This is a genomic window from Micromonospora terminaliae (assembly GCF_009671205.1).
Classification (GTDB): domain Bacteria; phylum Actinomycetota; class Actinomycetes; order Mycobacteriales; family Micromonosporaceae; genus Micromonospora; species Micromonospora terminaliae.
This window is the reverse complement of sequence record NZ_CP045309.1, coordinates 3,958,216-3,976,089: the sequence shown is the minus strand read 5'-3', so window position 1 is coordinate 3,976,089 and position 17,874 is coordinate 3,958,216. Positions and strand designations below refer to the sequence as shown.

17 protein-coding genes are annotated in these 17,874 nt (G+C 74.0%); 9 read left to right on the top strand and 8 right to left on the bottom strand.

The window, feature by feature from the left end; all coding sequences use genetic code 11:
* Positions 1-55: 55 nt before the first annotated feature.
* Both GCE86_RS18015 and GCE86_RS18010 read right to left on the bottom strand, forming a co-directional pair.
* Positions 56-976: an ACP S-malonyltransferase gene (locus tag GCE86_RS18015; protein ID WP_154228044.1), complete on the bottom strand. Its 921-nt coding sequence runs from the start codon at positions 974-976 to the stop codon at positions 56-58.
* 78 nt (positions 977-1,054) lie between these two features.
* Positions 1,055-2,320, bottom strand: coding sequence for a PucR family transcriptional regulator (locus GCE86_RS18010; RefSeq protein ID WP_154228043.1), 1,266 nt, complete (start codon positions 2,318-2,320; stop codon positions 1,055-1,057).
* A gap of 91 nt (positions 2,321-2,411) precedes the next feature.
* Here GCE86_RS18010 and GCE86_RS18005 point away from each other — a divergent pair, with 91 nt between their 5' ends.
* The 3 genes from GCE86_RS18005 (at position 2,412) to GCE86_RS17995 (ending at position 4,382) form a co-directional block, all read left to right on the top strand.
* Entirely contained in the window at positions 2,412-2,957 is a 546-nt protein-coding gene (locus tag GCE86_RS18005) for an orotate phosphoribosyltransferase (protein ID WP_154228042.1), read from the top strand.
* Between the two features lie 129 nt (positions 2,958-3,086).
* The gene (locus tag GCE86_RS18000; protein ID WP_154228041.1) at positions 3,087-3,419 is read left to right on the top strand and encodes a hypothetical protein; all 333 of its coding nucleotides are present in this window, start codon (positions 3,087-3,089) and stop codon (positions 3,417-3,419) included.
* Between the two features lie 36 nt (positions 3,420-3,455).
* Positions 3,456-4,382, top strand: a complete 927-nt coding sequence (locus GCE86_RS17995; RefSeq protein ID WP_154228040.1) for an NADP-dependent oxidoreductase — start codon at positions 3,456-3,458, stop codon at positions 4,380-4,382.
* 8 nt (positions 4,383-4,390) lie between these two features.
* Here GCE86_RS17995 and GCE86_RS17990 read toward each other — a convergent pair whose 3' ends face one another.
* The gene (locus GCE86_RS17990; RefSeq protein ID WP_154228039.1) at positions 4,391-5,053 is read right to left on the bottom strand and encodes a hypothetical protein; all 663 of its coding nucleotides are present in this window, start codon (positions 5,051-5,053) and stop codon (positions 4,391-4,393) included.
* A 214-nt stretch (positions 5,054-5,267) separates the two neighbouring features.
* On the opposite strand from GCE86_RS17990, the gene GCE86_RS17985 reads away from it, so the two are divergent.
* From GCE86_RS17985 to GCE86_RS17970, 4 genes are all read left to right on the top strand, one after another.
* Positions 5,268-5,873, top strand: a complete 606-nt coding sequence (locus GCE86_RS17985; RefSeq protein ID WP_154228038.1) for a copper resistance CopC family protein — start codon at positions 5,268-5,270, stop codon at positions 5,871-5,873.
* A 131-nt stretch (positions 5,874-6,004) separates the two neighbouring features.
* Complete coding sequence (locus GCE86_RS17980; RefSeq protein ID WP_154228037.1) at positions 6,005-6,964, top strand: hypothetical protein; 960 nt, start codon at positions 6,005-6,007, stop codon at positions 6,962-6,964.
* Between the two features lie 59 nt (positions 6,965-7,023).
* Complete coding sequence (locus GCE86_RS17975; RefSeq protein ID WP_154228036.1) at positions 7,024-7,515, top strand: hypothetical protein; 492 nt, start codon at positions 7,024-7,026, stop codon at positions 7,513-7,515.
* A gap of 149 nt (positions 7,516-7,664) precedes the next feature.
* On the top strand, positions 7,665-8,714 hold the full coding sequence (locus GCE86_RS17970; RefSeq protein WP_154228035.1) for an ArsR/SmtB family transcription factor: 1,050 nt from the start codon (positions 7,665-7,667) through the stop codon (positions 8,712-8,714).
* A 37-nt stretch (positions 8,715-8,751) separates the two neighbouring features.
* Here the strand turns inward: GCE86_RS17970 and gltX are convergent, their stop codons facing one another.
* The 3 genes from gltX to GCE86_RS17955 all read right to left on the bottom strand — a co-directional run bounded on the left by gltX (position 8,752) and on the right by GCE86_RS17955 (position 12,816).
* Positions 8,752-10,122, bottom strand: coding sequence for a glutamate--tRNA ligase (gene gltX, locus GCE86_RS17965; protein WP_239542912.1), 1,371 nt, complete (start codon positions 10,120-10,122; stop codon positions 8,752-8,754).
* An 88-nt stretch (positions 10,123-10,210) separates the two neighbouring features.
* Positions 10,211-11,488 carry an MFS transporter gene (locus GCE86_RS17960; protein ID WP_154228033.1) on the bottom strand — a complete coding sequence of 426 codons (1,278 nt, stop codon included), beginning with the start codon at positions 11,486-11,488 and terminating at the stop codon, positions 10,211-10,213.
* Positions 11,485-12,816 (bottom strand): GH1 family beta-glucosidase, encoded by a 1,332-nt coding sequence (locus tag GCE86_RS17955; protein WP_239542885.1) that lies wholly within the window; start codon positions 12,814-12,816, stop codon positions 11,485-11,487. Before GCE86_RS17955 ends, GCE86_RS17960 begins: the two co-directional genes overlap by 4 nt.
* Before the next feature lie 186 nt (positions 12,817-13,002).
* On the opposite strand from GCE86_RS17955, the gene GCE86_RS17950 reads away from it, so the two are divergent.
* Positions 13,003-13,449, top strand: coding sequence for an SRPBCC family protein (locus tag GCE86_RS17950; protein ID WP_091269147.1), 447 nt, complete (start codon positions 13,003-13,005; stop codon positions 13,447-13,449).
* A gap of 254 nt (positions 13,450-13,703) precedes the next feature.
* On the opposite strand, the gene aceE is transcribed toward GCE86_RS17950, so the two are convergent.
* On the bottom strand, positions 13,704-16,448 hold the full coding sequence (aceE, locus tag GCE86_RS17945; RefSeq protein ID WP_154228032.1) for a pyruvate dehydrogenase (acetyl-transferring), homodimeric type: 2,745 nt from the start codon (positions 16,446-16,448) through the stop codon (positions 13,704-13,706).
* A 198-nt stretch (positions 16,449-16,646) separates the two neighbouring features.
* Between aceE and GCE86_RS17940 the strand changes: the two genes are divergently transcribed.
* Positions 16,647-17,051: a secondary thiamine-phosphate synthase enzyme YjbQ gene (locus GCE86_RS17940; protein WP_204342525.1), complete on the top strand. Its 405-nt coding sequence runs from the start codon at positions 16,647-16,649 to the stop codon at positions 17,049-17,051.
* A gap of 42 nt (positions 17,052-17,093) precedes the next feature.
* Here GCE86_RS17940 and GCE86_RS17935 read toward each other — a convergent pair whose 3' ends face one another.
* Positions 17,094-17,864, bottom strand: a complete 771-nt coding sequence (locus GCE86_RS17935) for an AraC family transcriptional regulator (RefSeq protein WP_154228030.1) — start codon at positions 17,862-17,864, stop codon at positions 17,094-17,096.
* Positions 17,865-17,874 lie beyond the last annotated feature (10 nt).

Below are 17,874 nucleotides of genomic sequence, written 5' to 3'. Positions count from 1 at the left end.
TGGTTACCTTCCGTTCGCGACTGCGGGACCCGCAGGGTCGGCTCGTTGTTCGTGCTCACGCGCTGTGCCGGGCGATCAGGTCCCGCGCGGCGGGCAGGTCGTCGGGGGTGTTCAGGGTGACGATCTCGGGCGCGCCCGGGCCCTTGAGCTCCCGCTTCACCAGGCCCGCGAGGGTGCCGGCCGGCGGCAGCTCGATGACGCCGGTCACGCCGAGGTCGGCCATCGTGCGCATGCAGAGATCCCAGCGGACCGGGGCGGTGACCTGGCGGACCAGCCGCTGGACCAGCTCCCCGCCGTCCTCGACCGCGGTGCCGTCCAGGTTGGAGAGGAGGATCCGGGCCGGGTCGGCGGGGGTGATGCCGGCGGCCACCTCGGCCAGCGCGGCCTCGGCCGGGGCCATGTACGGCGTGTGGAAGGCGCCGGCCACCTTGAGCATGATGACCCGGGTCCGGGCCGGCGGCTCGGCGGCGAGCTTCTCCAGCCCGGCCACCGCGCCGGCGGCGACGATCTGGCCGGCGCCGTTGCGGTTGGCCGGGTGCAGCCCGTGCGACTCCAGGGCGGCGAGCACCTCGTCGGGGTCGCCGCCGAGCACGGCGGCCATCCCGGTCGGCTCCAGCGCGCAGGCGGCGGCCATCTCCCGGCCCCGAGCGCCGGCGAGGGTCACGGCCGCCTCGGCGGGCAGCACCCCGGCCAGGGCCGCGGCGCCCAGCTCGCCGACGCTGTGGCCGGCGACCAGCCCGACGTCCTGCATCGGGAGGTGCTCGGCGGCGAGCAGTGCGGCGGCGACGAGCAGCGGCTGGGTGCGGGCGGTGTCCTTGATCTCGTCCGCGTCCGCCTCGGTGCCCAGGTGGAGCAGGTCGACCCCGGCCAGCTCCGACCACGAGCGCAGGCGCGCCGCGGCGTCGGGCAGGTCGAGCCAGGGCGTCAGGAAACCGGGCTTCTGCGAACCCTGTCCGGGTGAGAGTACGGCGAGCACGTCTACGACTGTGACGGATACTCGCGGGTCGCGCTGTAACGCACGGCACGAAACCGCACTAGAAGGTTTGGAGGATACCTACAAAGATCGGCGCCGATCATCACCTGTCTGTGGCGTTTTGCCCGTCGCTGGGCCCATTGTCTGGGTCGGGACCGGTGCGACGCCCGGGACCACCGGGTCCAGCCGGCCGACCGTCAGGGCCACCTGCAGGGTGAACGCGTCCCGCGGCGTGAGCGGCGAGAAACCGGCCACCTCGGCGACCCGCTTGAGCCGGTAACGCACGGTGTTCGGGTGCACGAAGAGTGCCCGGGCCGCGCTCTCCAGCGTGCCACCGGCGGCGAAGAAGGCGTCCAGCGTCTCCAGCAGCTCGCCGCCGGCCCGGGCCAGGGGTGCGTACACGTCGTGGCGCAGCCGGCGGCGGGCCTCGGCGTCGCCGGCGAGGGCGCGCTCGGGCAGCAGGTCGGCGGCGGAGACCGGGCGGGGCGCGGTCGGCCAGGCCGGCGCGGCCCGGAAGCCGGCCAGCGCGGCGCGCGCCGAGTCGGTCGCCTCGTCCAGGCTGGGCACGGCCGGTCCGACCACCACGGGACCCTCGCCGAACGCGGTGAGCAGCTTCTCGGTGGCCGCCACCGGGTCGGCCGCCCCGCCCAGCACGATGACCAGCCGGTCACCGTGCACGCCGCCGATCACCTCGACGCCGATCCGGCGGGCCTGCCGGTAGACGGTGTGCAGCACGGCGGCCACCTCGCCACCCGGGGAGCGGCCCACCGCCACCGCCACCGGGGGCGCGTCCGACCAGCCCAGCGCCGCCGCCCGGCTGGCCAGCACGTCGGGGGAGTCGCCGCGCAGCAGCGCGTCCACGAGCAACGCCTGCAACCGGGCGTCCCAGGAGCCCCGGGTCTCCGCGGCGCGGGCGTAGACCCGGGCGGCGGCGAAGGCGATCTCCCGGGAGAAGCGCAGCACCGCCTCCCGCAGGAGCTGCTCCTCACCCTTCACGGCCAGGTGGGACACCTGCTCCTCGACCACCTCGATGGTGACCTTGATGAGCGCCACGGTCTGCTGGAGGGTGATCGAGCGGGCGAGGGCCTGCGGCGCGGCGGCGAAGACCTCGTCCGACACCTCCTGGGTGCTGTCGGTGGCGCCGCCGCCCTGGTGCAGCCACTGCACCAGCGACCGGACGCCGGCCTGGGCGACCAGCATGACCCAGGAGCGCTGGTCGGCCGGCAGCTCCCGGAACCAGGGCAGCGTCTCGTCCATCCGCGCCACGCTGGCGGTCGACAGCGCGCCCGCCGCCCGCTCGATGCGGCGCAGCGTCGCCGACAGCTCGGTCCCGCCCGGTTCGCTCACGGCACCAGCCTGACACGCCCTGACCAGCGGCTCCACTCCGAGGCCCGCCCGGGGGCCGGGCTACGGCGGCGACCGGTGACAATGATCTCTCGTGACCGACACCCCGCGCGCCCTCGCCGACCTCGCCCGCGACATCGACGCCACCTGCCGACTCACCGGACGCTTCCTGCTCCGCTCCGGCCGGGTCGCCGACGAGTACTTCGACAAGTACCGGTTCGAGGCCGACCCCGTGCTGCTGGACCGGGTCGCCGCCGGCCTGGCCGGGCTGGTTCCGCCCGGCACCGAGGTGCTCGCCGGCCTGGAGCTGGGCGGCATCCCGGTGGTCACGGCGCTGGCCCGCCACGTCGGGCTGCCCTGCGCGTTCGTCCGCAAGACCGCCAAGGCGTACGGGACCGCCCGGCTGGCCGAGGGCGCGGACGTCGCCGGGCGGCGGGTGCTGGTCGTCGAGGACGTGGTGACCTCGGGCGGTCAGGTGGCGATCTCCACGGGCCAGCTCCGCGAGCTGGGCGCCACGGTCGAGCACGCGCTCTGCGTGATCGACCGGGGCGAGGGCGGCGCGGAGGCGCTCGCCGGGCACGGCCTCGCGCTGCACGCCCTGCTCACCCGCGCCGACCTCGACGCCGCCCGCCGGGCCTGACCGGTTCCGGTCTCCGAACGATCTCCACGGGTACGCGCCGAACACCCCGTCGGGCCCGGCCAGTACGGTGTCAGGGCACGTCGGGGTGACGACCGCCCGGCGGGCGAAGGCGAACGTGAGGAGACCGGGATGGCGCAGGGAGAGGCCGAGCACGGCTGCGCCCAGGGCGAGCCCTGCCGGCCGGGCCACCACGAGCAGCCGGCGCCCGCCAAGCACCCGCGCCGGGCGGGCCTGACCCACCCGGAGCCGGCCGCCGGCTGGGCGCCCGAGCGCGCCGACGACGAGCCGCCCGTGCCCCGCCAGCGGGCCACCGAGCCGGTGCCCCCGGCCGGGGGAGAGGCGGAGCCGGCCCAGGGCTGCCGCAGCGATCTGCCCGGCTGGGCGGGCGCCCACCGGCACGGCGCGGTCCGGCCGCGCAGCCGCACGGTGCGCCGGGAGCGGCCCCCGCGCCGCTGGTGCTGACCCCGCGGCCGCCGTCCGGCGGCTAGCGTGGGCGGGGTGAAGGCGATCGCCATCGACGCGTACGGGCCGGTCGACCGGCTCGCTCTCCGCGAGCTGCCCGCCCCGCCGGTCGGGCCGGACACGGTCCTGGTGCGGGTGCGCACCGCCGGGGTGAACCCGGTCGACGGGAAGATCCGCGAGGGGCGCCTCGACGCCCTGATGCCGAGCCACTTCCCGCTGGTGCCCGGCTGGGACGCGGCCGGCGTGGTCGAGGCCGTCGGGCCGGCGGTTGCCGGGTTCGCCGTCGGTGACGAGGTCATCGGCTACGTCCGGCGCGACGACGTGCAGCACGGCACGTACGCGGAACTGGTGCCGGCTCCCGAACGCTGCCTCGCCGACAAGCCGGTGCAGGCGTCCTGGGCCGAGGCGGGCGGCCTGCCGCTGGCCGGGCTCACCGCCTACCAGGCGTTGCAGCTGGCCCGCACGGGCGCGGGTGACACCGTGCTGGTGCACGGCGCGTCCGGCGGGGTGGGGCACCTGGCGGTGCAGCTGGCCCGGGCGCTCGGCGCCGGCCGGGTGATCGGCACGGCGAGCGAGGCCAACCACGACTTCGTCCGGTCGCTGGGCGCGGAGCCGGTCAGCTACGGCGAGGGCCTGCTGGACCGGGTGCGCGCGGTCGCGCCCGACGGGGTCGACGTGGCGCTGGACCTGTTCGGCGGCGACGCCCTGGACGTCTCGGCCGAGCTGATCGCCCGGCCGGCGCGGCTGATCTCCACGGCCGATCCGGAGCACGTCACGCGGCTCGGCGGCAGCTACGTCTTCGTGAAGCCGTCCACGGCCGACCTGAGCGTGCTGGCGGGGCTGGTCGACGCCGACCGGCTCGCCGTGCACGTGGCCCGGACGTTCCCGCTGGCCGAGGCGGCCGAGGCGCAGCGCCTGGTGGCGGCGGGACACGTCCGGGGCAAGGTCGTGCTGGAGGTGTGACCCCCGGCTCAGCGGGTGCGGCGGCGCACCAGCAGCGCGATGCCGGCGAGCCCGGCGGTGATGACCACCATGACACCGACGTTGAGCAGCAGCAGCCGCTGGAGCTCACCGAGCGCGGCGTCGATGTCCTCCACCGGGTCGAGCGCCTCCTCCGGGATGACCCGCTCGCCGCCGCCGATGCCGCCGCTGATGGTGTCGAACTGTCGCTCCAGCGGCACGCCCACGGTGCGCAGCGTTTCGGACATGTTGAGCCGGCCGAAGAACCAGCCGGCCCGGGTCTTGCTCAGGTCCGGCTGCCTGGCCGGGCGGTAGACCCGGGGGCCGCCCTTGGCGAGCGGGTAGAGGTCGTAGGTCTTGCTCGCCGTCCCGGCGACGAACAGCACGATCGTGTACTTGGGACCGAGGTCCTCGGCCGCGGGGCCGCGCTGCTGGCCGGTGGCGCCCAGCCACTTGACCTGGTCGACGACCATGTTGACCTCGGCGGGCCGGGTGTCGGCGCGCAGCTGGAGCGGCTGGTCGAGCCGGTCGCCGGTGATGTCCACTCCGGCCGGTGCGAGCTTGGGCTTCGGCGCCGCCTGCGCCGGGGTCGTGCCGACGAGGGCCAGCGAGCACGCGATCGCCACCACCGTCCCGGCCGCGGCTGCCAGCAGCCGCCTCACCTTCCGGACCATCGCCGCCTCCTCGCCCCGTTCGATGGGTGGCTTCCGCGCTGGACCGGCCGAGGGGTGAGGCGCCGGGCGCGGACCGGCGTTCACCCTCAAAGACTCCGCAGAACGGCGCTGGGTTGCACTCGCTGGAAGAGTATTTGGAACTATGTGCGATCTGTGACCGACCAACAGAGCGGCCGATGATCAGCGGCCGGATCGTACCCGGATGGAGGGGTTCATGGGGGGCAGGGTCGCCCGTGCGACAGCGGCGTGGTCGGTGGTGCTCGGGCTGGTGGCCGGGGTGTCGGTGCTGCTGCCGGCCACGCCGGCGGCCGCGCACAACTCGCTGACCGGCAGCGATCCGAAGAACGGGGCGCGGGTGGCCACTGCGCCGAAGCGGGTCGAGCTGCGCTTCCTCGCCTCGCCGGCGCCCGCGGCGACGAAGATCACCATCACCGGGCCGGACAACGTGCCCGCCGCCGGTGGCGCGCCGACCTTCGCCGGCAACCGGGTGAGCGTGCCGTTCACCCCGGGCGCGGCCGGGCTCTACATCGTGGCCTACCGGGTGGGTTCGGCGGACGGCCACCCGGTCAGCGGGGAGATCCGTTTCACCCTCACCACCGGGACGGCGGCCGCACCGCCGTCGGCGACCGCCACCCCGGCCACCGCCGCGCCGAGCACCCCGGCGGCGTCGCCGGCGACCTCCGCGGTGAGTCCCACGCCCGCCGCCGACGAGGTCGACTCCGACGGGGGTACGGGCTGGCTGTGGGCGGCCGGCGTCGCCGTGGCGCTGGTCGCGCTGGGTGGCGGCCTGCTGCTGCGCCGCCGGTCCGCCCGCGGCTGACGCCGCCTACGCGACGGGGCCCGGCCCGGTCGTTCGAGCCTCATCGAAGTCCCCTGTCCCGGCGCGCGCCGGGTACCGAGGCTGTGTCCTGACGGGCGCATCCGGCGCCCCGGACGGCCGAGGTGGGTGTCATGGCGGGTGGGTCGCGCCGGTCACGGTCCTGGTGGTACGCCGTCGCGGTCTCGGCGGTCCTCGCGGTGGCGGTCGGCGCAGCGGTGGGTGCCGGCCGCGACACGACACCACCGCCCGGCGACCACGGCGCCGCCGGGCGGCAACCGGTGGCGACCGCGCCGCCGCCGGCCGCGCCGGCCGCGTCCGCCCCGGCGGCGGAGGTGCTGCACGCTGCGACGCAGCTGCTGATCCGTGACTGCATGCAGCGCCGCGGGTTCCGCTACTGGCCGGTGCCCCGGCGCCCGGTGCCGGAGCTGCGCGAGTTCCCGTACGTCCTCGACGACGTGTCCTACGCCCGCCGTCACGGCTACGGCGGGGTGCTGGAACGCCGGTTCGAGGCGGCCATGGCGGCCGACCCGAACACCCGGTACGCCCGGGAGCTGCCGCCGGAGCGCGCGGCGGCCGCCGTACGCGCCGTCAACGGCGACCCCGGCGAGCCGGACGCCCTGCGCGCGACGCTGCCGGCCGGCGGCGTGCTGCGCCGCAGCAGCCACAGCTGCACCTCGGAGGCGGAGCGCCACCTCTACGGCGACCTGCCCGCCTGGTACCGCGCCGCGAAGACGACCGACAACCTCGCCGGGCTGCGCGTCGGCCGGGTGCTCGCCGATCGCCGCTACGCCGCCGGTGTGACGGCGTGGCGGCGGTGCATGCGCGGCGCCGGGCACGACTACGCCGACCCGGCCGCCGCCCGCGCGTCGGTGCCCGAACCGGCGTCCGGCACCGTCCCGGCCGGCGAGGTCCGGCTGGCCGTTGCCGAGGCGAGTTGCGCCACGGAGACGGGACTCGGCCGGCTCGCCCGGCGGCTCGACGCCGAGCACCGGCGCGCCGTCGAACGGCAGTTCCCCACCGAGGTGGCCGACCGGCTCCGCCTCGAAGGTGCCGCGCTGCCGCGCGCCCGTGCCGTGCTGGCCGGCGGCTGACACCTCACGAACTCCGTGGCGGACCCGTCACGGCGGAAACCCCAACGGGAGGAAACCCCATGAGAGCAGTACGGTCCCTGGTGGCCACCCTGGTCGCGGTGCTGGCCGCGCTGGCCGTCACCGCCACCGCGGCGCAGGCCGCGCGCAGGCCGGCGCCGCACGCCGACCCGCACCGCGTGGCGGCCGGCAGCGGCTACCTGTACGTCAGCCAGGACGCCTACTGGGCGGGCCGGTGGTGCTGGTGGTACAACGCCGACAACAACTGGGACACCATCAACGTCGCCGAGAACGCCAACTGCGACAACAACAACCGGGCCAGCATGCGCAACCTGGCGTCCTCGGCGTGGAACGACTCGAACACCGGCCGGCCGGTCGCCCTCTACATCCACCCCGACTACACCGGCGCGTACGCCTGCCTGGGTGCCGGCGACGCCTGGGACGACCTCACGGGAGCCTGGTTCACCTGGGGCTCCAACCGCGACGGCTACATGCAGAACACCAACGACAACATCGCCTCCCACCGGTGGCGGTCGAGCTGCAGCGTCGGCTGAACCATGGTGCACCGCGGGGCGGCAGCCGAACGGCTGCCGCCCCGCCCGGCCGTCGCACGCCGGTGTTGACGGCGGGTGACAGATGTCGATGTATGTCAATGTCGCGGACGAGACTGAGCGCGTCGATCGATCTCGGAACACTGTGCGCCATGCGGACTCTGCGGATCCACTTCACGGCCCAGGACCTCAGCCGTACCCGGCTGGCGGTCCAGCCGGATCCACTGTGGGAGATCGTCTGCAGTCTGCACCGCCTGCAGACCCGGGCCGGCTACGCCGGTTACGCCGGCTGGTACCGGCAGGTGCGCCGGGACCTGCAACGGGCGGGTCTCGTCCCGGTGGTCCGCGAACGGCTGCTGCCTGTCGCGCCGCTCAAGCGGTACTTCCCGGACTTCCTGACGCCCGGTCCGGTCACCGACCTCGACGAGGGGATCGACCGGGTGCTCGGCACCCCGAGCCGGCGGATCCGCACCGAGTTGGGGCGGATGGCGGCTCCCGCCAACGGCGCCTGGCTGAGCGACCTGGCCGCCGGCCGGCTCGCCGCCCTGCACGGCCTCGGCGATGCGCTGCGTGCCTACTTCCGGGTCGCGGTCGCCCCTCACCTTCCGCAGATCGGCGCCGCCGTCTCCGGCGACCGGGCCCTGCGCGGGGCCCGGGTACTCGAGACCGGCGCCGGGCAGATCCTCGACGACCTGGGTCCGGACGTGCGGTGGGACCCGCCGGTGCTGTCCGTGAACGGTTACCCGGAGGACCGGGACATGCACCTCGACGGCCGGGGGATCGCCCTGATCCCGTCGTACTTCTGCTGGCACGCGCCGATCGCGCTGGCCGATCCCGAGCTGCCCCCGGCCCTGGTCTACCCGGCCCGCCGACAGCGACCGGACCCGACGACCGGGCCGGGGTCACCGGCCGACCCGGAACGCCGGCTCGGCCCGCTGCTCGGCCACACCCGCCTGGCCGTCCTTCGCGCCACCGTCCGGGGCGCCACCACCGGCGAACTGGCCCGGCGCGCCGGCATCTCGCCGGCCACCACCAGCCACCACACCACCATCCTGCGGGAGGCCGGGCTCATCAGCAGCCAGCGGCACGGCAACCTCGTGCTGCACCGCCTCACCGACCTGGGTGAGACGCTGCTGGGCGACGTGCCGGCGCGCCCGGGCACGCCACCGGTCCCCGGCGGCGGCACCCGCGACGTCCGGTGACTCCGAGGAGCGACCGCGGGCGCCGGTCGAGCCAGAGTCAGAAGAGGCGCACCCGGGCGGCCCGCAGCCGGGTCAGGGTGCGGTCGCGGCCGAGCACCTCCAGCGACTCGAACAGCGGCAGCCCGACGGTCCGGCCGGTGACCGCGACGCGGACCGGGGCCTGCGCCTTGCCCAGCTTGAGGCCGCGCTCCGCGCCGACCGCCTCCAGCGTGGCCTTCAGCGACTCGGCGTCCCAGGTCTCCAGCGCCTCGAACGCGGCGATCGCCGCGTCCAGCAGGTCGGCCGCGCCCTCCTTCATGGCCTTCGCCCAGGCGCCCTCGTCGATGAGCGGGTCGGCCAGGAAGAGGAAGTCGACGTTCGGCACGATCTCGCTGAGCACCGCGATCCGCGTCTGTGCCAGCGGCGCCACCGCGGCGAACGCGGCGGGGTCGAACTCGGCCGGCTGCCACGGCGGCGGGGCGATGGTGTCGGTGCCGGTGAGCCACGGCTGGCACGCGGCGACGAAGTCCTCCACCGGCAGCGCCCGGATGTAGTCGCCGTTGAAGGCGCGCAGCTTCTTCTCGTCGAAGAACGCCGGGGAGGGGTTGACCTCGTCGAGCCGGAACTCCTCCTCGATGACCGACCAGGGCACGATCTCGCGGTCGCCGGAGGGCGCCCAGCCGAGCAGCATGAGGTAGTTGCGCATCGCCTCGGCGAGGTAGCCCTCGTCCCGGTACGCCTCCAGGGCGACCTTGTCCCGCCGCTTGGACAGCTTCTGCCGCTTCTCGTTGACCACCACGGGCACGTGCGCCCAGATCGGCGGCTTGACGCCGAGCGCGTCCCAGAGCAGCTGCTGCTTCGGCGTGTTGGGCAGGTGCTCCTCGGCCCGGATCACGTGGGTGATCCCCATGGTCATGTCGTCGACGACGTTGGCCAGCAGGAAGACCGGCGAACCGTCGCCGCGGGCGATCACGAAGTCCTCGATCAGCTTGTTCTCGAACGTCGGCTCGCCACGGATCAGGTCGACCACCACGGTCTCGCCCTCGTCCGGGGTGCGGAACCGCAGCGCCCGGCCCTCGCCGGGGCCGAGGCCCTTGTCGCGGTGGTAACCGTCGTAGCCCTGGTACTGCGAGCCGGTGCGCGCCTGCACGTCCTCCCGGGTGCAGTCGCAGTAGTACGCCCGGCCGCCCTCGTAGAGCCGCTGCGCGGCGGCCCGGTGCTCACCCGCGTACGTGGACTGGAAGTACGGCCCTTCGTAGGTGCCCCGCGCGATGCCGATCCAGTCGAGCGCCGAGAGGATGCCCTCGGTCCACTCGGGCTTGTTGCGGGCCGCGTCGGTGTCCTCGATGCGGAGCACGAACACCCCGCCCTGCTGCTTGGCGTAGATCCAGTTCTGCAGGGCCGAGCGGGCGCCGCCGACGTGGAACATTCCGGTCGGGGAGGGGGCGAAGCGTACACGTACCGTCACGTCCCCCAGCCTACGGCGGGCCGCGACCGCAGTCCGGCAGGGGGCCGGTTCAGGGCACCGCCTTGATCTTCAGGACCAGGACGCTGCCGACCAGGGTGACCACCGCCGTCACGGCGTACAGGGTCGGATATCCGCCCAGGTGGACCACGATCGGGGCGGAGAGCGCCGGGCCGAGCACCTGCGGCGCCGAATTGGCGATGTTGATCACGCCGAGGTCCTTGGCCCGGTCGGTGGCGGCCGGCAGCACCTGCGTGATGAGCGCGGCGTCCACCGCCAGGTAGACCCCGTAGCCGGCGCCGAGCAGCAGCGCGGCGACGATCGCCATGGGCCAGATCGGCGCCACCGCGAGCAGCACCGCCGCCACCGCCATGATCAGCCCGGAGACGATCACGAACACCTTGCGCCGGCCCGACCGGTCGGAGAGCCGCCCGGCCACGACGGCGGTGAGCATCATGCCGAGGGTGTAGAGCAGGATCAGCACGAGCAGGGCGCCCTCGGGGTCGGCCACCCGCACCCCGTCGCTGAGGAAGTAGAGCAGGTAGAGCGTGCCCAGCGCGTTGCCGGTCTGCACCAGGAACCGGGTGAACCACGCCCAGGCGAAGTCGGGGTGCCGGCGCGGGCTGATCCACATCGAGGCGAGCAGCGCCCGCGCCCGCAGCGGCGACCGGTGCTCCCGGGGCAGCGGGTCGTCCTGGGTGAGCAGCGCGAACGGCAGCGACAGCAGCAGCACCGCGAGCGCGATGGCGGCGTACCCGGCGGCGTTGCCGGTGACCACGGCGGTGACCAGCACCGCGCCGACCACCAGGCCGAGCGCCTGCGGGATGCCCACCCAGCCGGAGACGCCGCCGCGCTGCGCCACCGGCACCCGGTCGGGGATGGCGGCGGTGAGGCTGGCCAGCATGGCGTTGAAGCAGACCTGGGCGGCGACCCAGGCCACGGCCACCCCGGCGATCGTGTTCTGCCGGGCCAGCACCACGAGGGCGAACGCACCGACCACCGCGCCCGTGGCGGTCCAGACGTGCCGGCGGCCCAGGTGCCGGTTGGCCAGGCGCAGCGAGGTCCGGTCGGACAGCGCTCCCGCCAGGGGGTTCGCCAGCACGGCGGCGAGCGCGCCCAGGCCGGTGACCACCGCCAGCATGGCCTCCTTGTCGGCCGGCGCGATCCGCTCCACCTGCTGCGGCAGCAGCACCTGGATGGGGGTGAAGAACGCCATCCAGACGCCCAGGTTGGCCGCGAAGATCAGCGCGATCCAGCTCCGCCGCACCGGCACGGTCGGCTCGGCGAGCGCCGCCGGCAGCGAGGCCGGCGTCGGGTTGACGGTGGTCATCGCCGGATCAGGTCCCGGAACCAGGCGTACGACGACTTCGGGGTGCGCCGCTGGGTGGCGTAGTCGACGTGCACCAGGCCGAACCGCTTCGTGAAGCCCTCGGCCCACTCCCAGTTGTCCAGCAGCGACCAGACGAAGTACCCGGTCACCGGCACCCCTTCGGCCATCGCCTCGCGCACCGCCCGCACGTGCCCGTCCAGGTACGCGATCCGGTCCGGGTCGGGCACCGAGCCGTCGGCGTCCGGCACGTCGTCGTACGCGCAGCCGCTCTCGGTGATCTGGATCGGTGGCAGGGCGTCCCCGTACCGCTGGTGGAGCTGGACGAGCAGCTCGCGCAGCCCGTCCGGGACCACCGGCCAGTCGAAGGCGGTGCGCGGGTATCCGGTCAGCGGCACGATCTCGAACGGCAGTGGCGAGTCCTCGTCGGCGGGCGCGCGGATGCCGGTCGGGTTGTAGTAGTTCACGCCGAGCACGTCGATCGGGGCGGCGATCACGTCGAGGTCGCCGGCGCGGACCACGCCCGGGTCGAAGCCGGGCTCCTCGGGGTAGCCGCGGCCGAGCAGCGGGTCGGTGAAGAGCCGGTTCTGCAGGGCGTCGTACGCCGCCCCGGCGGCCCGGTCGGCGTCGGTGTCCCCGGCCAGCCGCACCGGGGAGTAGTTGTTGGCGATGGCCACCGGGCTGGTGCTGCGGGCGCGCAGCGCGGAGACGGCGAGGCCGTGCCCGAGAAGCTGGTGGTGGGCCACCGGGAAGGCGTCGAAGAGCAGCGTCTTGCCGGGTGCGTGCACGCCCATGCCGTGCCCGAGGCTCATGTGGACGAACGGCTCGTTGAGCGTGATCCAGAGCTTCACCCGGTCGCCGAGCCGGGCGGCGGCCAGGTCGGCGTACTCGGCGAAGCGGTGGGCCGTGTCCCGGTTCAGCCAGCCTCCGGTGTCCTCCAGGGCCTGTGGCAGGTCCCAGTGGAACAGGGTGGCCACCGGGTCCACACCGGCGGCGAGCAGCGCGTCCACCAGCCGGTCGTAGAAGTCCAGCCCGGCCGGGTTCGCCGCGCCCGTGCCGGTGGGCTGCACCCGGGGCCACGCCACGGAGAACCGGTACGCCGACACCCCGAGCCCGGCCAGCAGCCCGACGTCCTCGGCGTAGCGGTGATAGTGGTCGCACGCCTCGTCGCCCGTGCTGCCGTCGACGATCCGGCCGGGGGAGTGGGCGAAGGTGTCCCAGATGGACGGCCCGCGGCCGTCGGCGGCGACCGCCCCCTCGATCTGGTACGCGGACGTGGACACCCCCCAGCGGAAGCCGGCGGGGAACTCGGGCATCGGCGCGCTCGTCATTCGCCCTCCCAGAAACGCGAAGCGTGCTCGCGACTCTAGGGCCCGAGTGGCCGTCGCGCCATAGGCCCGAAACCCCAGGTAGGCAAGGGTTTTCGGCGTGTCTTCTCCGAACCCGTCCGCTTAAGTCCGATTTACACATAGAGTGCCGAATATCGCGGATGTGTTTTAAGTGGGGGAAAGATAGACATGATCCTCGTGGAGCGCAGTGCGCACGTGATGGCGCCGGTGGAAACGGTCTGGGACGTCGTACAGCGGGCCGAGCAGTTGCCGGCCTGGCTGGCGGGGGTCCGCGCGGCCGAGGTCCTGTCCGGGGAGGGCTTCGGCCGGCGACAACTGGTGCAGGCCGGGCGTGGCGCGGCGCACGAGGCCGAGGTGATCGCCTATCAGGAGCCGACCCTGATCGGCTGGCGCGAACGGGCCAAGGGGGCCGGCGCGCGGGCCGAGGCGCGCACCGAGATCTACGTGCAGCTGACCCCGGACGAGGAGGAGGGCGGGACGGTCGTGCGGCTCATCGTCGTGCGGTGGCCCGCCGGCCCCGTCAAGGCCGCCCTGCTCCGGCTCGGCCTGCGCCGGGTCGGCGCCGATCTGGAGGACTCGCTGGCCCGGCTCACCGACCTGGCCGCCGTCGGCTGACCGAGCCCGTCCCGGCGTCGCCCGCGATGGTGATGGTCCGGCGTCCCCGCCAGGGACGCCGGACCATTGTCACGCCGCCCGCCCGCCCCGCCGGCCCCGCCCGCCCCGCGCGCCGATCATGGACTTGTGGCGCCCGTCTTCGACCGTTTCGCCCCTGCCGCGTGCCACCACAACTCCATGATCGCCGCAGCGGGGAGGGGAGGGGGACGACGAAGGGCCCGGCGCGAAGCGCCGGGCCCTTCGTTCGGGATGAATCAGCTGTCGCCGCCGGTCTCCCCGACCGGGGCGGCGTTGACGTCGTCCAGCGCGTACTTCTTGGCGGCCTCGGCCGGCACGTGGGCCGGCACCGCGCCGCGGAGGGCGAGCTGGCGCAGCGTCGCGACGGCCACCGACTCGGCGTCCACGTGGAAGTGGCGGCGCAGCGCGTGCCGGGTGTCCGACATGCCGAAGCCGTCGGTGCCGAGCGAGGTGTAGTCGCCGGGCACCCAGCGGGCGATCAGGTCCGGCACCGCGCGCATCCAGTCGCTCACGGCGACCTTCGGCCCGTCGGCGTCGGCCAGCTTCCGCTGGATGTACGGCACCCGCTGCTCGCCGCCCGGGTTGAGCAGGTTGTGCTCCTCGCACTCCACCGCGTCCCGGCGCAGCTCGGTCCACGAGGTCACCGACCAGACGTCGGCGGCCACGCCCCAGTCCTCGGCGAGCAGCTTCTGCGCCTTGAGGGCCCACTGCATGCCGGTGCCGGAGGCCAGGATGTTGGCCTTCGGCCCGTCCCCGTCGACCTGCGGGGCCGGCGAGTAGCGGTAGATGCCCTTGACGATGCCCTCGACGTCCACGCCCTCCGGCTCGGCCGGCTGGAAGATCGGCTCGTTGTAGACGGTGAGGTAGTAGAAGATGTTCTCCTGCGCCTCGCCGTACATCCGGTGGAGGCCGTTCTCCATGATGTGCGAGATCTCGAAGGCGAACGCCGGGTCGTAGGCGGCTACCGCCGGGTTGGTGGCGGCGAGCAGCAGCGAGTGGCCGTCCTCGTGCTGCAGGCCCTCACCGTTGAGCGTCGTCCGGCCGGCGGTCGCGCCGAGCAGGAAGCCCCGCGCCATCTGGTCGGCCGCGGCCCAGAGCCCGTCGCCGGTCCGCTGGAACCCGAACATCGAGTAGAAGATGTAGAGCGGGATCATCGGCTCGTCGTGCGTGGCGTACGAGGTGCCGGCCGCGGTGAACGAGGCGACCGAGCCGGCCTCGTTGATCCCCTCGTGCAGGATCTGGCCGGTGGTGGCCTCCTTGTACGACAGGAACAGCTCCCGGTCCACCGAGGTGTACCGCTGGCCGTGCGGCGAGTAGATCTTCGCCGTCGGGAAGAGCGAGTCCATGCCGAAGGTGCGGGCCTCGTCCGGGATGATCGGCACCCAGCGCTTGCCGAACTCCTTGTCCTTCATGAGGTCCTTGAGCAGGCGGACGAAGGCCATGGTGGTGGCGACCTTCTGCTTGCCCGAGCCGCGCTTGACGTCGGCGAACCGCTCCGGGCCCGGGATCGGCAGCGTCTTGCCGGTGGTCCGGCGGGTCGGCAGGTAGCCGCCGAGCTGCTTGCGCCGCTCGTGCAGGTACTCCATCTCGTCGGACTTCTCGCCCGGGTGGAAGTACGGCGGGAGGTACGGGTTGTCCTCCAGCTGCTTGTCCGGGATGTCCAGGTAGAGCCGGTCGCGGAAGAGCTTGAGGTCCTCCAGCGTCAGCTTCTTCATCTGGTGGGTGGCGTTGCGGGCCTCGAAGTGCGAGCCCAGCGTCCAGCCCTTGATGGTCTTGGCCAGGATCACCGTCGGCTGGCCGGTGTGCTCCATGGCCGCCTTGTAGGCCGCGTAGAGCTTCCGGTAGTCGTGGCCACCCCGCTTGAGGTTCCAGATCTCGTCGTCGCTCAGGTGCTCGACCATCTTGCGGGTCCGCGGGTCGCGGCCGAAGAAGTGCTCCCGGACGTACGCCCCGGACTCCGCCTTGTAGGTCTGGTAGTCACCGTCGGGGGTGGTGTTCATGAGGTTGACCAGGGCGCCGTCGGTGTCCGCGGCGAGCAGCGGGTCCCACTCCCGGCCCCAGACCACCTTGATGACGTTCCAGCCGGCGCCCCGGAAGAACGCCTCCAGCTCCTGCATGACCTTGCCGTTGCCCCGCACCGGGCCGTCCAGCCGCTGCAGGTTGCAGTTGATCACGAAGGTGAGGTTGTCCAGCTCCTCGCGGGCGGCCACGCCGATCGCGCCGAGCGACTCGACCTCGTCCATCTCACCGTCGCCGAGGAACGCCCAGACGTGCTGCTGGGAGGTGTCCTTGATGCCCCGGTGGTGCAGGTAGCGGTTGAACCGCGCCTGGTAGATCGCGTTCATCGGCCCGAGGCCCATGGAGACGGTGGGGAACTCCCAGAAGTCCGGCATGAGCCGCGGGTGCGGGTACGACGGCAGCCCGCCGTTCGGGTGCGACAGCTCCTGCCGGAAGCCGTCGAGCTGGTCGGCGTTGAGCCGGCCCTCCAGGAACGCCCGCGCGTACATGCCGGGGGAGGCGTGGCCCTGGTAGAAGATGTGGTCGCCGCCACCCGGGTGGTCCTTGCCCCGGAAGAAGTGGTTGAAGCCCACCTCGTAGAGGGACGCGGAGCTGGCGAAGGTGGAGATGTGGCCACCCACGCCGATCTCCGGCCGCTGCGCCCGGTGCACCAGCATGGCGGCGTTCCACCGGATGTAGGCCCGGAGCCGCCGCTCGATGTGCTCGTCACCCGGGAACCAGGGCTCGCGCTCCGGCGGGATGGTGTTGATGTAGTCGGTGGTCGTCAGCGACGGCACACCGACCTGGCGCTCGCGGGCCCGCTCCAGCAGGCGCAGCATGACGTAGCGGGCGCGCTTGGTTCCGCGCTCGTCGATGACACCGTCAAGCGACTCGACCCATTCGCTGGTCTCTTCAGGGTCGATGTCCGGAAGCTGGCTCGGCAGACCAGCGGTGATCACCGGGCGCTTGCGTTCCGTAGCCACAGGCGTTCCCTCGGTTCTGTGTGGGATAGGTCTCTAGCGCCATCCTGCCCCCTGGTGGCGCTCGTCGTCACGTCTCCCTCCCCCAGACGCGACGCTGAACACAGGTACTCGCCGGTAACTTTGTGCGATCGCCCGCTGTGCGGGGCCGGCCGGCCACACCGGCGACGGCCGACGTCCCACTCCGGCAGAATGCGGCGTATGCGCAGTGAGGTGATCACCGTCCAGACGGGGACCCGGCCGGCCGTCCGGGACATCACGAGCGAGGCCGAGCGGTTCGTCGCCGGCCAGGGGGACGGCCTGCTGCACGTCTTCGTGCCGCACGCGACCGCCGGCCTGGCGATCATCGAGACCGGCGCCGGCTCGGACGACGACCTGCTGCGCGCGCTCGACGACCTGCTCCCCACCGACGACCGGTGGCGGCACCGGCACGGCTCGCCGGGGCACGGGCGGGACCACGTGCTGCCCGCCCTCGTCCCCCCGTACGCCACCCTGCCGGTCCTCGGCGGGCGGCTCCAGCTCGGCACCTGGCAGTCGATCTGCCTCGTCGACACCAACGGCGACAACCCCGACCGGCAGGTCCGCTTCTCCTTCCTGCCCGGCTGAGCCCGGCGCGAAGCGGGGGCGGCCCCGGCGGAGAGCCGGCGCTCAGCCCAGCAGCCGCCGCAGCCGGCCGGGGGTGTGGCCCAGCTGGGCGCGGACCGTGCGGGTCAGGTGGGCCTGGTCGGCGAAGCCCAGCTCGACGGCGAGCGCGGCGAGGCTGTCCGCGCCCTCCTCCAGCCGGTCGAGCAGGCGCCCGACCCGCAGCCGGTTGCGGTAGCGGGTCAGCGGCACCCCGACCCGGGCCTGGAACTCCCGGCTGAGCCGGTAGGGCGAGACCCCGAGCGCCCGGGCCAGCGGCAGGAGCCCGGCCGCCTCGGGCGCGCCGTCGTGCAGGGCGGCCCGGGCCCGCTCGACCAGCCGCCCGTCCCGCCCGCTCCGGCCGGCCGCCGGTCCGGTCGCCGCGCCGACCAGCCGGACCAGCCGCTCGGCCGCCGCGTGGTCGGGGTCGGCCGTGGCGCGCAGCAGCAGCCGGTGGGCGAGGTCGACCCGGGCGTCGACGTGCACCACGGCCGGCACCGGCCGGTCCGCGAACAGCTCCCGCCACAGCCGCTCGGACAGGCGCAGCGAGGTGCAGTCGTCCCCGCCCGCCGGGTGGGCGAAGCGCTCCTCCTCACCCGGCACGGTCAGGTAGGCCACGGTCGGCTCGACGAACTCGGCGCCGCCCCGCCCGGCCCGGCGGAAGCCGCCCCGCCGGGTGAGCACGAGGCCGTGCGCGGTGGCCGGCTCGGGCGCGGACCAGCCGGTGTGGTCGTCGCGGCACCGCACCACGCTGATCCGGAAGTCGGGGTGCGTCAGCAGCGGTGTCGCGGTACGCATGCCGGTCAGC

What these genes read in the sequence shown, in the direction of transcription:
- GCE86_RS18000 (WP_154228041.1), top strand. Translation starts at nt 3,087, where the DNA reads ATGGCGCAGGGAGAGGCCGAGCACGGCTGCGCCCAGGGCGAGCCCTGC.
- GCE86_RS17990 (WP_154228039.1), bottom strand. Translation starts at nt 5,053, where the DNA reads ATGGTCCGGAAGGTGAGGCGGCTGCTGGCAGCCGCGGCCGGGACGGTG.
- GCE86_RS17985 (WP_154228038.1), top strand. Translation starts at nt 5,268, where the DNA reads ATGGGGGGCAGGGTCGCCCGTGCGACAGCGGCGTGGTCGGTGGTGCTC.
- GCE86_RS17980 (WP_154228037.1), top strand. Translation starts at nt 6,005, where the DNA reads ATGGCGGGTGGGTCGCGCCGGTCACGGTCCTGGTGGTACGCCGTCGCG.
- GCE86_RS17975 (WP_154228036.1), top strand. Translation starts at nt 7,024, where the DNA reads ATGAGAGCAGTACGGTCCCTGGTGGCCACCCTGGTCGCGGTGCTGGCC.
- GCE86_RS17970 (WP_154228035.1), top strand. Translation starts at nt 7,665, where the DNA reads ATGCGGACTCTGCGGATCCACTTCACGGCCCAGGACCTCAGCCGTACC.
- gltX (WP_239542912.1), bottom strand. Translation starts at nt 10,122, where the DNA reads ATGTTCCACGTCGGCGGCGCCCGCTCGGCCCTGCAGAACTGGATCTAC.
- GCE86_RS17960 (WP_154228033.1), bottom strand. Translation starts at nt 11,488, where the DNA reads ATGACCACCGTCAACCCGACGCCGGCCTCGCTGCCGGCGGCGCTCGCC.
- GCE86_RS17955 (WP_239542885.1), bottom strand. Translation starts at nt 12,816, where the DNA reads ATGACGAGCGCGCCGATGCCCGAGTTCCCCGCCGGCTTCCGCTGGGGG.
- GCE86_RS17950 (WP_091269147.1), top strand. Translation starts at nt 13,003, where the DNA reads ATGATCCTCGTGGAGCGCAGTGCGCACGTGATGGCGCCGGTGGAAACG.
- GCE86_RS17940 (WP_204342525.1), top strand. Translation starts at nt 16,647, where the DNA reads ATGCGCAGTGAGGTGATCACCGTCCAGACGGGGACCCGGCCGGCCGTC.
- GCE86_RS17935 (WP_154228030.1), bottom strand. Translation starts at nt 17,864, where the DNA reads ATGCGTACCGCGACACCGCTGCTGACGCACCCCGACTTCCGGATCAGC.